General features: G+C 76.9%; 13 protein-coding genes and 1 tRNA gene. 12 read left to right on the plus strand and 2 right to left on the minus strand.

Going from position 1 to position 12,891, the window contains the following annotated elements; translation table 11 throughout:
* The first annotated feature begins 10 nt into the window (after positions 1–10).
* The 8 genes from FEF34_RS39540 (at position 11) to FEF34_RS39575 (ending at position 5,975) form a co-directional block, all read left to right on the plus strand.
* Positions 11–81 (plus strand) — tRNA-Glu (locus tag FEF34_RS39540).
* A 43-nt stretch (positions 82–124) separates the two neighbouring features.
* Positions 125–469 carry a hypothetical protein gene (locus FEF34_RS39545; protein WP_138058272.1) on the plus strand — a complete coding sequence of 115 codons (345 nt, stop codon included), beginning with the start codon at positions 125–127 and terminating at the stop codon, positions 467–469.
* Between the two features lie 98 nt (positions 470–567).
* Positions 568–816, plus strand: coding sequence for a hypothetical protein (locus FEF34_RS39550; RefSeq protein ID WP_138058273.1), 249 nt, complete (start codon positions 568–570; stop codon positions 814–816).
* Positions 817–973: 157 nt separating this feature from the next.
* A complete protein-coding gene (locus tag FEF34_RS39555) occupies positions 974–1,543 on the plus strand; it encodes a hypothetical protein (protein ID WP_138058274.1) in 570 nt (189 codons plus the stop codon).
* 1,115 nt (positions 1,544–2,658) lie between these two features.
* The gene (locus FEF34_RS39560; protein WP_138058275.1) at positions 2,659–3,531 is read left to right on the plus strand and encodes a hypothetical protein; all 873 of its coding nucleotides are present in this window, start codon (positions 2,659–2,661) and stop codon (positions 3,529–3,531) included.
* A gap of 275 nt (positions 3,532–3,806) precedes the next feature.
* Positions 3,807–4,331 carry a DUF6573 family protein gene (locus FEF34_RS41800; RefSeq protein ID WP_171053391.1) on the plus strand — a complete coding sequence of 175 codons (525 nt, stop codon included), beginning with the start codon at positions 3,807–3,809 and terminating at the stop codon, positions 4,329–4,331.
* Positions 4,332–4,752: 421 nt separating this feature from the next.
* Positions 4,753–5,001: a hypothetical protein gene (locus FEF34_RS39570; RefSeq protein WP_138058276.1), complete on the plus strand. Its 249-nt coding sequence runs from the start codon at positions 4,753–4,755 to the stop codon at positions 4,999–5,001.
* Positions 5,002–5,321: 320 nt separating this feature from the next.
* Positions 5,322–5,975, plus strand: a complete 654-nt coding sequence (locus FEF34_RS39575) for an endonuclease domain-containing protein (RefSeq protein ID WP_138058277.1) — start codon at positions 5,322–5,324, stop codon at positions 5,973–5,975.
* Here the strand turns inward: FEF34_RS39575 and FEF34_RS41805 are convergent.
* Positions 5,857–8,760, minus strand: coding sequence for a hypothetical protein (locus FEF34_RS41805; protein ID WP_171053392.1), 2,904 nt, complete (start codon positions 8,758–8,760; stop codon positions 5,857–5,859). The two genes, FEF34_RS39575 and FEF34_RS41805, sit on opposite strands and share 119 nt — an antisense overlap.
* Before the next feature lie 391 nt (positions 8,761–9,151).
* On the opposite strand from FEF34_RS41805, the gene FEF34_RS39585 reads away from it, so the two are divergent.
* The 3 genes from FEF34_RS39585 (at position 9,152) to FEF34_RS39595 (ending at position 12,322) form a co-directional block, all read left to right on the plus strand.
* The gene (locus tag FEF34_RS39585) at positions 9,152–10,789 is read left to right on the plus strand and encodes a hypothetical protein (protein ID WP_138058278.1); all 1,638 of its coding nucleotides are present in this window, start codon (positions 9,152–9,154) and stop codon (positions 10,787–10,789) included.
* Between the two features lie 353 nt (positions 10,790–11,142).
* Positions 11,143–11,964, plus strand: coding sequence for a hypothetical protein (locus FEF34_RS39590; protein WP_138058002.1), 822 nt, complete (start codon positions 11,143–11,145; stop codon positions 11,962–11,964).
* 148 nt (positions 11,965–12,112) lie between these two features.
* A complete protein-coding gene (locus FEF34_RS39595; protein WP_138058279.1) occupies positions 12,113–12,322 on the plus strand; it encodes a hypothetical protein in 210 nt (69 codons plus the stop codon).
* Here FEF34_RS39595 and FEF34_RS39600 read toward each other — a convergent pair.
* Positions 12,300–12,593, minus strand: coding sequence for a hypothetical protein (locus FEF34_RS39600; protein ID WP_171053393.1), 294 nt, complete (start codon positions 12,591–12,593; stop codon positions 12,300–12,302). The genes FEF34_RS39595 and FEF34_RS39600 overlap by 23 nt on opposite strands.
* A gap of 11 nt (positions 12,594–12,604) precedes the next feature.
* Here FEF34_RS39600 and FEF34_RS39605 point away from each other — a divergent pair.
* The coding region (locus FEF34_RS39605; RefSeq protein WP_199800779.1) for a hypothetical protein at positions 12,605–12,891 on the plus strand (287 nt) is incomplete at its 3' end.

The raw sequence follows: 12,891 nt of genomic DNA on the forward strand, positions 1-12,891 counted from the left end.
GGCGGTCCCGGCTCCTGTCGTCCATGGGTAAGACACCGGTCTTTCAAGCCGGGAAACGGGGTTCGAGTCCCCGCAGGAGCACCCACCACCCGCCCGTTCCGCCGCCCCCTCAGGAGCACTCCCTGTGGCCCGTTACCGCTGCCGGCCGAACGTCATGCTCGCCGCGCCGATCGTCACCCTGCCCACCGCAATCGCCCACCACGTGTGCGCCGAGCTTGCCGGCCGGCCCGATCCGGCCTGGCGCCTGCTGGGCCGTCTCGTGGCCGCCCAGCTCTTCCCCGGCAGCCTCCGCCACACCATCACCCTGCCCCCGCGCGACCTCAACGACCTGCTCAGCGTCCTGCTGGACATCTCCATCGACTTCTCCAGCGACACGCTCTCGCCCGAGGCGTGCGGCTTCACCGAAGCCGACATTCACGAGGCCATCGACCTGCACCAGCACCACTACGGCCCGCTCCTGGACTACTGACCACCAGCGGTCCTGCCGGCTACTCACCGCCGAGCTCCTGCCGCGTCCGGCCCGCGCCGACCGGCAGGAGCCGGCGCCGCCACACTGGGAGATCCCGAATGGAACTGCTGCAACTCGGCGCCCCCGCCGACCCAGGCTTCCGCCTCGACCTCAACGGCACCGCCCGCTTCCTCCACGAGGGCTACACCGTCGCGCTCCATCTGCGCCGCGCCACCCCCGAGGACGTCCGGTCCTACTACGAGCCGCTGGAGAGCGACCGCCACGACGTCCTTCTCATGGGCACCGTGACGCTGGAAGGCGTCGCACGGCCTGAGCCGTCGCGAACGAGCGCGACGCCCACAGCATGAGGCAGGCGCTGGAGGAGGTCCTGCACGCCGCCGTCGACGACGTCCGCCGCACTGTCGTCCGCCTGAACGCCCGAGTGGAGCAGATCGACCGCACGCACAGCGCACAGCAGCCGTAACAGCTTCACCACCCCGACATCACAGGGAAGTTGGCAGCCACATGGGAAACACTTCAAGGACCGGAACCGTCGTCATCCGCGAGATCGACCACGACTCGTTCACGGTGGACGCCGAGCAGTACCTCGTCCGGGAACTGGTCTGGAACGGCATCACCAGCCGGTCCTACGACCTGGTCCGCCTCCGCGACGACCAGGTACTCACCGAGGACGAATCATTCGACAGCCACCCCACCGACGCCCAGATCGCCGCCGTCCTCGAAGACCTCAAGGGCCTGCCGTTCTACACCACCCCCGAGCGGTACGCCGAACTCGACGTCATCTTCATCAACGACGACGGCGACGGCTTCCCGGCCGTGCCCCTGGCCGATCTGCAGCGCCCCACTCCGCGTCTGGACCTGGCACGCCTGGCGGCTCCCCGCGCGGTGTGCGACCACGGCCTGACCGCCTGGCGCTGCGCCCTGTGCGGCCCGCGCGAGGCTTACGAGTGCCAGTGGGGGACCTGCGCCGCCAACACCGTCGCGCTCGGAGTGTGTGAACGCTGCCTCGACGTCCACGTCACCACCCTCGCCTACCGCGCCTGGCGCAACTCGACTTCGCCGCCCGCGGCCTGATCTCCGGCGCCGCCCCGGGGAGCCGGGCGCCGTCCGGTGCTGTCCGGTGAACGTCGGCGGCGGGGCCCGCACCAGTTCGCCGCCGTGCCTCTGGGGTCGTACGGTGTCCCCCGTCGGCCTGCTCGATTGCGGCGCGGCGTGACACCCAGCGATCCGCCCGGCCACGGCTTCCTACCCGGCGTCGTGTCGGGGAGAAGAAGGTGACCGCCGCCCGTCCGTGACCGCCGCCCGCGTCGGCTCATGCTTCTGGTGGTCCGCCGCGCCGCTTGGTCGTCGCTGTGCCTGCACGCCCCGCGGGCATCCGCCGCGGGTACGTGGTGCCTCGGCGCCCGGACGGTGTCGGCCCGCCGTCGTGCTGGGCGGGGAGGACTTGGTCGCCGCCGCGCGGACTGCCGCCGCGCCGCCCGCCGGTCCGCGGTCTTCGCGCCGTGCCGCGCTCCATCGCCGGTCTACCGGCGTTGTCCCGGCCCCGCCCGGCGCGGCCTGGGGCTCGATGTCCCGACCCCGATCAGTGCCGTTGGCCGCCCACCCCGCTGTCCCGCTCGGCCGCCGCCGGCCGCTCGTGCCGTCCCGGCGCCGGAACCCCCGGCCAGCCCGGCCCGTGTCGCCGCCGCGCCCAAGTCGGCCGTCGTCCTGTGCGGTCCGCCGCCCCGGACCGCGCTGTCGTGCCCGGGTCGGCCGCCGCCGCTCCCCGGGTAGTGTCCTTCTGGGGCTGCCGCCGCCCCGGCTCGCCCCGGCTTGCGCCGCGTGCCTCTTCCTGGTCGTCCGCACCGGGCACCGTCCAGCCGCGTCCCGGCCCCTGCCCCGCCTCTCGCCGCTCCCGCTCCCGTACTGCCCGCGCGTCGGCCGCCGTCCTGCCGCCGGGCCCTGCTGCCGCGGTTGGTCCGCCGTCGTCCGGTGGCGCCTTCGCCGTGCCGTCGCCGCGCCCTGCGGTCGCCCTGCTGTCCCGTCCCGGCCCCTGCCCCGCCTCTCGCCGTGTGCCGCTCCCATACCGCCCGGCCGCCGTCCGCCGCGCCGCGGTCTCGTCCGCCTCCGGCCTCTCGCCTTCCGGCGCGCCGCTGTCGCCGTTGTCCCGTCCGGTCGCGGTCGGGGGGCAGAGGGGTACATGTACCGGTGTGAGCAGACTCAGATGGGCGGACGTGGTGGACCGGGCCGCGGTCATCGTGACCGGCTACGACGCGGTCGGCGGCTGCACCCTGCGCCAGGTCTACTACCGGCTGGTCGCGGAGGCCGTGATCCCGCACACCGCGCCGGCGTACCGCCGCTTGTCCGCGCGTCTCGCGCAGGCCCGCCGGCAGGAGGGGTTTCCCGACCTGATCGACCCGCTGCGCGAGGTCCACGCCCCGCCGGCCTGGCCGGACGCCGGCGCCTTCATACGCGAGGCGCCCGCCTGGTTCTGCCTGGACCACACCGCCGGGCAGGCCGCGGCCGTGTACGTGGCCTGCGAGAAGGACACCCTGCGCGCCCAGCTCACCGGCTGGCTGGAGAGGACCGGGATCCCTGTCCTGGTCGTGCGGGGGTTCGGCAGTCAGAGCTACGTCCAGGTCGTACGCGAGCGCACCGCCCGTGACCCGCGCCCGGCCGTCCTGCTTTATGTCGGGGACTTCGACGCCTCCGGCGCCGACATCGAGCGCGACTGGGTCGCGCGTACCGCCTGTTGGGCCTCGGTCGAGCGGGTGCTGCTCACCCACGACCAGGTCCGCGAGCACGAGCTGCCGCCGGCCGAGGGGAAGGCGGGCGACCCCCGCTGGCCCGCGTTCGCCCGCCGGTACCGGCTCGATGCGGACCGTCCGGTGCAGTGGGAAGTCGAAGCGCTCGATCCGGCCGAGCTTCAGCGCCTTGTCGCCGCCGCCGTCGCCCCGTACATCGACAGCGAGGTCCTCGCCGCCCGCCTCGCCGAGGAAGCACGACAGCGCGCCCGGCTGCGCGAGGTCCTCGACGACGCACACCGCCAGCTGACGAGCGAAGGCCCGGACGCCGGCACGTGATCGCCCCACCGCCCGCTCGACGCCGCTCGTGCCGGCCGGCGTGGTCCGCGCGGCCCCGGTGCCGCCGCTCCATCCAGGTGCGGTCCGCCGGTCGACCGGCTGGTCCTGCCAGCCGGGGAAGGCCAGCGGGCGGGACGCTGAACGCCGCTCATGCCAGCCCGGGGCTCGCCGCAGGGCGGCTTCGCTCATCCCGTGGGACAGGTCGCGGGAAGTGATCGGCACATCCGAAGGCGACTGGATCAGATCAAGGGCTCGAAGCGGCCGCCCTCGACCAGATGTCCGTCCCGGACGACCAGAGCGATGGCTGCTACCTCGGTCGGCTCCGCAGGGCGCCGGTCACCCGTCCGAGGGACAGCGAGCACGGGCCCGAAGACGGCAAGCTGACACGCAGGACGAACGGCAGCCGAGACCAGAGGGCGCGGGACATGGACGACGAGTACGGACCGGTGGTCGCTGCCTACACGAGGGCGGAGTTCATCCGGAGCGGCGACCTCATTGAGATCCCGCCCAAGATGGCCTCCGACGCCGGCTTCGAGGTTCCCCTGCTCATTACCGCGGGCGCCCGGGAGGAGTTCGTGGGCGGCACTGACGGTGGCGAGGACGAGCGGCTGAGCACGGTGCTGTCCGCGGTCGCGGGGGCTGTCGCGCAGGCGCCTGCGAACGAGGTGTGCTTCGTCGTGCCAGCTGAGGACCTGCCCGCCACTCAGGCGTCCACCGGCGCCGACCGGCTCCTTGCCATCACCGAGCCCGGCGATACGGGCGAACTCGTCATGACCCTGATGCTCCCCACCGAAATGTGACCTCCGCCGGGCCGTCTGCCCGGTCTGGGGGAGCCGCCGCACTCGCCGCCTAGCGGCACCGCGCCGTCGCGATTTCACGGCCTCCTCGGAGCCGGGCGGAGGTCATCGCCGTCCCGCTGACGGGCAGCGGGCCGCGTTTCGCTAACGCGCAAGGATGAGTACGGCGCAGTGGGCCGCGCGGGTGGCCCGTCCGGGCGACGCGCGAGGACGGGCTCCGGTATGGATCTTTCCTGAGTAGGCCGAGCAGCCGGGGTCACGTCCGCTGGCGTTCGGTGCCGTCCGGCTCTGTCCGGTGAACGCCGGCCCCACAGCAGTTCACCGCTGAGCCCGGCTGTCCGGGGGTGTCCTCAACGCCCGCCGCCAGCCTCTCGTGCCCGTCGCCGGACCGTATCCACAGGTTGCCGGCCCGAGGCTGCAGCACATGACGATCTCTTCTGATGTGACCGCGCCGAGCAGCGCCCCGGCGGCGCACCGCGCGGCTTTCCCCTGCCCCGCCTGCTTCCCCGGCGTGCCTGCGGACTGCATACGCAAGGATTCGTGCGCGGGCCGGTGCATGCCGGTGAGCGGGGACAGCGACACCTGCCGCAACTGCCAAGAATGGCTGTGCGTCGGGTGCGGCAAGCATCCCGTCGACAGCGTGCCCGACCTGTGCCCGATGTGCTGCGACTGACCTCGGTGAACGCCCCGACGCGCCCGGCGGACGGGCTCCGGGCGCGCCTGGCCATGCTGTGGGGATGGACGCGAGGGGCGAGGCCGGCCCGTGGCGCTCCGGCAGCGGTGCCGGACGAGGAGACGACGCCCGCCTCCGCGCCCGGTCCGGATCCCGCCGCTGCGCCTCCTGCCGATGACGGTTGCGGCGGGCATCGCAGCACCGGAAGCCCAGGAGTGCTACCGGCACCGGCATCACGCGGCGCCCGGGCCGTCCCGGTGCCGGTGGTGCCCCGAGCACGGTGGAAAGCCCGCCGTACTCCGCCGCTCCTGTACGCGCGGATGTCCCACAGCGAGCGGGCCGCCTACCGAGACCGTCACCCGCAGTGCCAGCTGTGCCGTCGCCGCCCGACGGCCGCCGTCGACCACGACGCGGTCACGGGGCACGTGCGCGGCGCAGTGTGCCGTAGCTGCAACAGCTGGCTGGGGTCGATGGAGGCGGCGCTCCGCGTCCCCGAGCGCGCCATGCAGCAGCAGGCGGCCTACCTGCACTGGAAGTTCGAGGCCGACGGCACGGCCGCGCTGGCCCACTACGCAGGCGAGTTGTCGTATCTGGGGCTGACCGTCAAGGAGTTCGCCGGCGGACTGCTCGCGGTGCGCCGGCTACTGGTGGTGCCGTGCGTGTACTGGACCGACCAGGCCGCAGGGCCTGCCCGTGAGACCGAGTGGACGAAGACCGGGCCCCTGGCGGACGCCGAAGAGGCCGAGCGGCATCATCGCCGTCTGCGGAGCGCCTGCGGAGTCGCCGTTGTCGTCACCGCGTTCGAGCCGGACGACGGCGTGAACAGCCCTTCTCCCCGCGGTCTGGTCAAGCCCTTCACCGGCAGCCCCCAGCACCACTACGGCAGCCGGCGCACCGCCCTGGACCGCAGCGGCCGCCCGCCCGGCGGCGGCCAGCAGGGGCCGGGTGGACCCGGGCTGCCAGGCCGGGCATGACCGACGAGCCCGCGTCCCCGCCCCGCTCCCGCGCGCGGTCCTCGGCCCGCCGCCCGGCTGCTCCCGCTGCTGGCAGTCGTCCGCGGGCGGTTACCGGGCTGCTGGGGATGTCCGGTGCCCTCCAGAAGCGTCCGACGCGGTCTTCGCGGCCGCTGCCGCTGCCGCGCCGCCGTGCCGCCGCCGGTCCGCCGCCGCGCCGCGTCCCCGTCGCGCCGCGGTCCCGCCGCCCGGCCGCCGCGCCCCCGCGCTGCCGCCCGGCCGCCGGTCCGCCGCCGCGGCCCGGCCGCGCCCCCGCCGCGCCGCCGTGCCGCGCCCGGCCGTGCCCCCGCTGCCGTCGCCGCGGTCCCGCTGCCGCCCCGCGCCGCCGCCCGGCCGCGCCCCCGCCCCGCCGCGCCCACGCCCTGCCGCCGCTGTCACGCCCTGCCGCCGGTCCGCCGCGCCGTGCCGCCGCCCGGCCGCCGCCGGTCCGCCGCCGCCGGTCCGCCTCCGCGCCCCGCGCCGCCCGGCCGCCGCCGCCTCGTCGTCCCGTCGCCGTCGCGCGCCGCGCCGCCGCGCTGCCGCCCGCCGTGCCGCCGCCGCCTGACCGCCCCGTGCCGCCGCCCGCCCGCCGTGCCGCCGGTCCGCCGCCGCCGGTCCGCCGCCGCCGGTCCGCCGCCGTCGCGCCGCGCCCGGCCGCCGGTCCGCCGCCCGGCCGCCGGTCCGCCGCCCCGTGCCGCCGGGCCGCCCTGCCGTCGCGTCGCCGCCCCGCCCGCGCCGCCGCGCCCTGCTGCCGCCGCGCCCTGCTGCCGCCGCGCCCTGCTGCCGCCGCGCCCTGCTGCCGCCGGGCCGCGGCCCCCGCCGTTGCCGGCGTCGCGCCCGGCGGGGGCCCCGCCCGCCGGGTGTGGGTTGTCTGGTTCGGGTGTGAGTACCGCGCACAGGGTTCTACGGTGCACCGGTGAGCACTGAGACACCGCCGGGAAGCGGGACCGGACTGCCCGAGCCGCCGGAGGGCGGGGCCGGACTGCCCGAGCCGCCGGAGGGCGGGACCAAACTGCCGGATGTCGATGAGGTCTTGGCCGCGGCGCTGTGCGCGCAGGGTGAGCCGGGTGTGCGGGCGCTGGGGCTGCTGCGTGATGCGCGCCGGATCCTGACCGGCACCGTTCTGGAGCGGCCGGGAGAGGTCGCGGAGTCGTGTCTGCGCGGCGCGGCGGACGCGCTGCTGAGCCTGCCGGGCGCTCCGGCCGTTCCGGTGGGCCTGAAGTCCGCGGCCGCAGGCCTGCTCGACGCCGTGGACGCCGTCTCTGCCGCGCGGGTTGCCGTCAGCGGCGCTCCGGCCGGCCGGGACGACGCCGTCCCGGAGGCGAGCCGGACGGCCGCCGGTGCCGCCCCGGCGGCCGCCTCCGGTGCCCCGGCCGGCCCGTCGGCGTTCGCGTCCTCCGGCGTCGCGGGGGTTGAGGAGGCGTGGGAGCGGGTGAGCGCGGCGGCCGAGGTGCTGCGCGGGCAGCTGGCCCGGCCGGGCGGCTACCACCGGGGCCGGGCCGTGGGGATCGCCGAGCGCCTGATGGGGGTGAAGCTCGGCGTCGCCCAGGAGACGGCGCTGGACGTGTGGGGCGCGGTGTACGGCACGACGTCGGGCACCCTGCACGGTGCCGTGGCCGAGGCGGGCCGAGCGGCCCGCCTGTACGCCGAGGTTCTCGCCGCGGCCCGTCAGCTGCTGGTGCCGCTGCCCGGCCGCGCCGCCCGGGTCTTGGAACTCACCGCCCTCGAGAGCCCGGATGCCGCGCACGCGTTGGAGCTGGCCCGGTGGGCCGACCCGCGTGCCGCCGCGTTTTTCTTCCGCTCCCGCCCCGCCGCCGCCTGGCTGCCGGTCCTCCAGGAGCACGCGCCGCACCTGCTGCTGCCCGACGCCCCGGCCGGCGGGGTGTGGCCGGCCGGCGTGTTCTTCGAGGACCTCGCGGCTGCCGACCCGCCCGCGGCCGGCGCCTGGCTGGCCGAGCACGCCGAGGAGGTCGCGGCCGCGGGCCGGCCCGCGCTGGACGCGGTGCTGCGCCTGGCCGGCCGCGGCCCCGGACTGCTCCCTGCGGCCCTGGTGCGTACGGTGCTCGCCGGACAGGCCGCCGCCCGCCCGGCGGGAGAGGTGGTGTCCCCGCCGGAGGGGTGGACGCTGCGCCTGGCGGCCGAGTGGGCCTGTGCGGTGCCCGTCCCGGCCCGGGACCGCGACTGGGTCCTCGTGGTCGAGCTCCTGCTGAAGATGACGGTCGAGGCCGAGCACGCGGCCGCCCGTGTGCGCCGCGCCGGTCCGGCCGCCCGAGCCCGCGCCGCCGCGCAGTACCCCGGCCTCCTTGGGACCGGCGTCGGCCGGGTCCTGCTCGACGACCCCGAAGACTGGGAGCGGGCGGCGCTCGCCGAGGCCGCCCGGATGCCGGACCACCTGGTCGGGCGCCTGCTGCAGGAACTCGTGGCGAGCGCCCACCCGGACGGGCCCGGCGCCGGGGCGCACCCGCAGGTCCGCATGATCCGCGCCGTCGTCGCGGCCCGGCTGGCCCGGGACGTGGAGCTCACCGACCCGGCCGCCCGCCGCGTCGTCTTCCACGAGGACCTTCACCGCGTCCGTCTCACCGCGCCGGCCGCGTTCGGCGGACCCCGCCTGGCGCGCGCCGTGCTCGACCTCGCCGCGGCGGACGCGGACGCCGGCGAGATGCTGGCCGAGCGCACCGCCCAGTGGAAGAAGGTCGCCGCCGCCGACGCGTGGCTGCACGACCTGATCTGGGCCGCGCACCTTGCCGTCCGCGTCCCCGACCCGCATGAGAACTCACATGAGGACATGCATGAGGACTCCCATGAGGACCTGCATGAGGACCTGCAAGAGGACATGCATGAGGACAGGCGTGAGGACGCGGTTCCCTCGCCTTCGTGCACGGCCCCGTCGGCGCCGCCCGCGCAGGAGGCGGCCCAGTGGCAGGCTCGCGCCCACGAGCTCGTTCCGCGGCTGCTGGGCGGCCGTCCTGATCCGGAGCCGGCGCGCCTCGTCGAGGCGGTGTGGCGTACCTGCCCGCCGGATGCTGCCGCCGCGCTGGAGAAGGCGGCGCGCGCGGCTCTCGGCACGCCTCCGTCCAGCCGGGACATCGACGAGGTCCTGCCTGCGGGCGCCGACGGGCCGACGGCCGTCTCGAGCCGCTCGCGTCCTGGCTGCGTGTGTGGGACTGGTCGCCCGTCCTGCCCGCGCGGCTGCTGGCCGGCTTCGAGCCGCTGCTGGCCGCGCTGCGCCGCATGGCCCCGACGGTCCGGCCGACCCGCGCGCCGCCGCCCGTCCGGAGCCGTTCACCGCGCCCCGGGGCGTCGACGGCGAGGACCTGGTGGAACTCGCGGCCGCCCGCGGTCCGCTGGCCGCCGCTGCCGCCCTGAACGCCGCCGGGGACCGGGGCGCCGAGGTGTACGCGGGCCTGCTGAACCGGCTCGTCGCCGCCGCGCCGGACGCCTGGACCGCGGACGTGCCCGCCGTCCTGGCCACGCTCCGCACGCCCGCCCTGCGCGGCTTCTACCTCACCGCGGTCCGGGCCGCCGCGCACCTGCCCGGCGCCCTGCCGGACCGGAACCTCTCCCACGCCATCGCCGGCGCGCTCCAGCTGCGCCGCTCGCTTCCCGGCCCCGGGACGGCCGGCGAACAGACCGACACCGCGGCCCTGTTCGCCGACGAGGCGCTGTTCGGCCTGCTCGCCCAGGCATGGAACCGGCCCGACGGCGCCGCCGGCCTCGACGACGTGCTGCTGCCCGAGGCCCTGGCCCACCTGCACACCCTCGCCGACGCCCTCACCCGCCCCGCCGAAGCGGCGGCCCCGCCCGCGCAGGTGCCGCCCGCCGGCGGGCCGCAGCGCCCGGACCCCGCGGTACGCGCCCTGGAGTGCCTGCTCGACTACGCCGCGGCCCGGGCCCGCGCCGGCGCCGCGATGCCCGCCGACGTCCTGGATCTCCTCGCCAGGGTCCTCGCCGCCGGCCCGGCCCGGCCGGCGGTGTCCGCCGCCATCGGCCCCCGGCTGCCGGCCCTGCACCGCCACGCCCCCGGCCACGCCGCCGGCCACCCCGCGCTCACCGCCCTGGACGGCCGCCCCACACCGGCCGCCGCCTGGCTGCACACCGGCCCCGCCGACCCGCCGCTGCTCACCGCCCTGGACCGCGCCGCCCTGTTCGCGTCCCTCCGCCACGGTGCCGGCGGCCCGGCCGAGCACCTGGCGCACGCCCTCACCGCCGACCCGTACGCCCTTGGCGACCCGGCCGGCGCCCTCACCGAGATCGCGGCCGGACCCGGCGGCCCGGCCGCCGTCTCCTGGCTGCTGCAGGTCATGGCCTGGCGCCTCGATCCGGCGTGGGGCGACATCGCGGCCGGCCGCCTGCACTTCACCCGTACCGTCCCGCGGCCGGCCACCGGGGAGGAACTCGCCGCGCTCACCGCCGTGTGGCGGGCCGCGCTCACCGCCCACCTGCCGCCCGGCGCGCTCGCCGGCGCCGGCTACTTCGCCCACCTTCCCCTCGACGACGCGGTGTGGCTGCCCCTGGCCCGCGCCAGCGCCGAGCACACCCCGCCGCACACGCCCGCCACCGCCGCCGAACGCGCGGCCGCGCACCCCGGCGACCGGGACGCACTCCTGCTGACCGCCCGACTCCTCGACCGTCCCGCGGACGTGTGGGGGACCCAGGCCGTTCTCCCGTACGCCCGCGCCCTGCTGCAGACCGCGCAGGCCATGACCGCCCACCCCTGCCCGGACACCGTCGCGCAGCTGCGCGAAGCGCTGATCAACGCCGGCGAGGTGGACGCCGCCCACACCCCGGCCGGCTGACCGCCCCGCCCCCGGCGGGCCGCGCGGGAGGAGGTGCGCGCCGCGCCGCCCCTCCCGCGCCGCCGGCTCCACGGCACGAAACCGGTCCGGCCCGCCGGGCCCCGAACACGGCCGAAGCGCCGGCCGCCGCTGCCCGCACCTGCAGCGCGACGCACCGGCGAACACACTGGTCAAGCAGCACATGCGCGCTGCATCAGCGCGCTGACAGACCACGCTCACATGCCGCGTCCGCTCAGCACGCCACACGGGCACGCCGGTCATCCACGCTCACCGGCTGGTCACCTTCGGACAGGTGCGGTCAAGATCGTGAAAGCGTCGACCTGCGACGGCCGCGGCCCGTAGCGTCCCCGGGCATGACGGAATCGAGGAGACCGCGGCTGGTGCCGACGGGGAACTGCTTCTGCGGATGCGGCGGCGAGGCGGAGATCGGCCGCTGGTTCGTCGCGGGGCACGACATCACCGCCGCCGCGGCCCTGCGCGCGGTCCAGGGCGAGAGCCTGCCGCAGCGGCTGGTGCGCGCCGGCTACGGGCCGGACCGCTCGGTGGTCCAGGAAGCGGTCGAACAGGCGGGCTGGGTGCGGTGCGCCGGCTGCGCGTACGCGGGAGCGCCGGCCGGGCTGGCCGCCCACCAGCGCTCCGGCGGCTGCACCGGCGTCCCGCCGGAGCCCCGGTCCGACCAGGACGGTACGCCGACGCCCGACCAGGACGCGCCGCCGGCCGGGCCGCCGCCCGGGGAGCGCCGCCCGCGCCGGCCGGGCACGGCCCAGGACACCGGCCCGGTCCGCGCCGCAAACGGCCCCGCCCAGGGACTGCTGCTCCCGGGAAGCGGCGACCCGTTCTGGAAGCAGGTCCCGCTGCCGCTGCGCCACACCCTCGCCACGGCCGCGTACCGGCTGGTGACACCGGAACAGCCGGTGCTGCGGGAGAAGGGCAACCGCGGCGTGCGGTACGCGCTGCGGGCGGCCGGCAACAAGCGGATGACCGGCCGGCACTGGCACGCCCTGCTGACCGCTCCCCGCGAGTCGTTCGGCAGCGCGCGCAGCGAGCGCGCGGACCAGGTCTTCACCGTCCTTGGGGAGGTGGTGGCCCAGTACGTCGCGCCGGCCCTCGCGCAGCGGCCAGCCGACGGCACCGCCGGCCCCGCGGCTGATCCCGCGCCGCCCTCGCCCGGGTGAGCGGACGCCGTCCTGCCGCCCGGCCGTGCCGCGGGTCCGGTGGTGTCCCCCTGCCGGCCCTGTGGTCCGCGGGCCCTGTGACCGCCTGGCCCGCCCCGGGCGGCCCGTCCGCGGCGCGGCGATCGCCGGCACGGCGCACGATGCCGGTATGGCGAAGGCGACGGCGTACGACGCAGCGGTGAAGTCCTGGCACTGGTACTCACGCGACCACGCGCTCGCGGCGGCGCTGCTGTGCCGCCGGTGCGCGGAGCTGGAGCGCAGCCCGGACCCGCCCGGCGAGCAGGACCGCGCGCAGGGACTGGCCTGGTCCGCGGCACAGGCGGCGGAGCACGGACCTACGCGATGGGCGCCGTCCTGACGGCGTTCGCCTTCCTCGAGGCCTCCGTCAACGAACTGCTCGCCTCGGCGGCCGAGGACCAGCTCGAGATGGGCGGCGGCAGGGAGGCCTCACCGCCGAGGAGCGCGCCGCCCTCGTCGGCCTGCAGCAGGCATGGGGCGTGGGCGGTCCGTCGCTGCTGGATCGCGCGCAGCTGGTCCTCCACCTGCTGCGCCGGAACCCCTTCAACAAGGGCGAGGAGCCGTTCCAGTCGGCCGACGTGCTCAGACGCCTGCGCAACGCCCTGGTCCACTACCGGCCCGAGTGGCGCGCGGTCGGCGCCGGCAGGCAGACGACCGGATCGCCAAGGACCTGGCCCACCTGCCGATCGCACCCCACCCGTTCGCCACCACCGGCCACCCGCCCTTCCCCGACCGGCGCCTCGGCCACGGACTGGCCTCCTGGGCGTGGAAGACGTCCCTGGCCTTCACCGACGACTTCCTCGCCCGCGTCGGCGTCCAGCCGGTCTACGAAGACCTGCGCCCCCGCCTTTCGACCGACCGGCCCCGACCGGCTGACCGCACGCGCCGCCACAGGCGTCCCGCTCCGGC

Source organism: Streptomyces marianii, assembly GCF_005795905.1.
Lineage (GTDB): Bacteria > Actinomycetota > Actinomycetes > Streptomycetales > Streptomycetaceae > Streptomyces > Streptomyces marianii.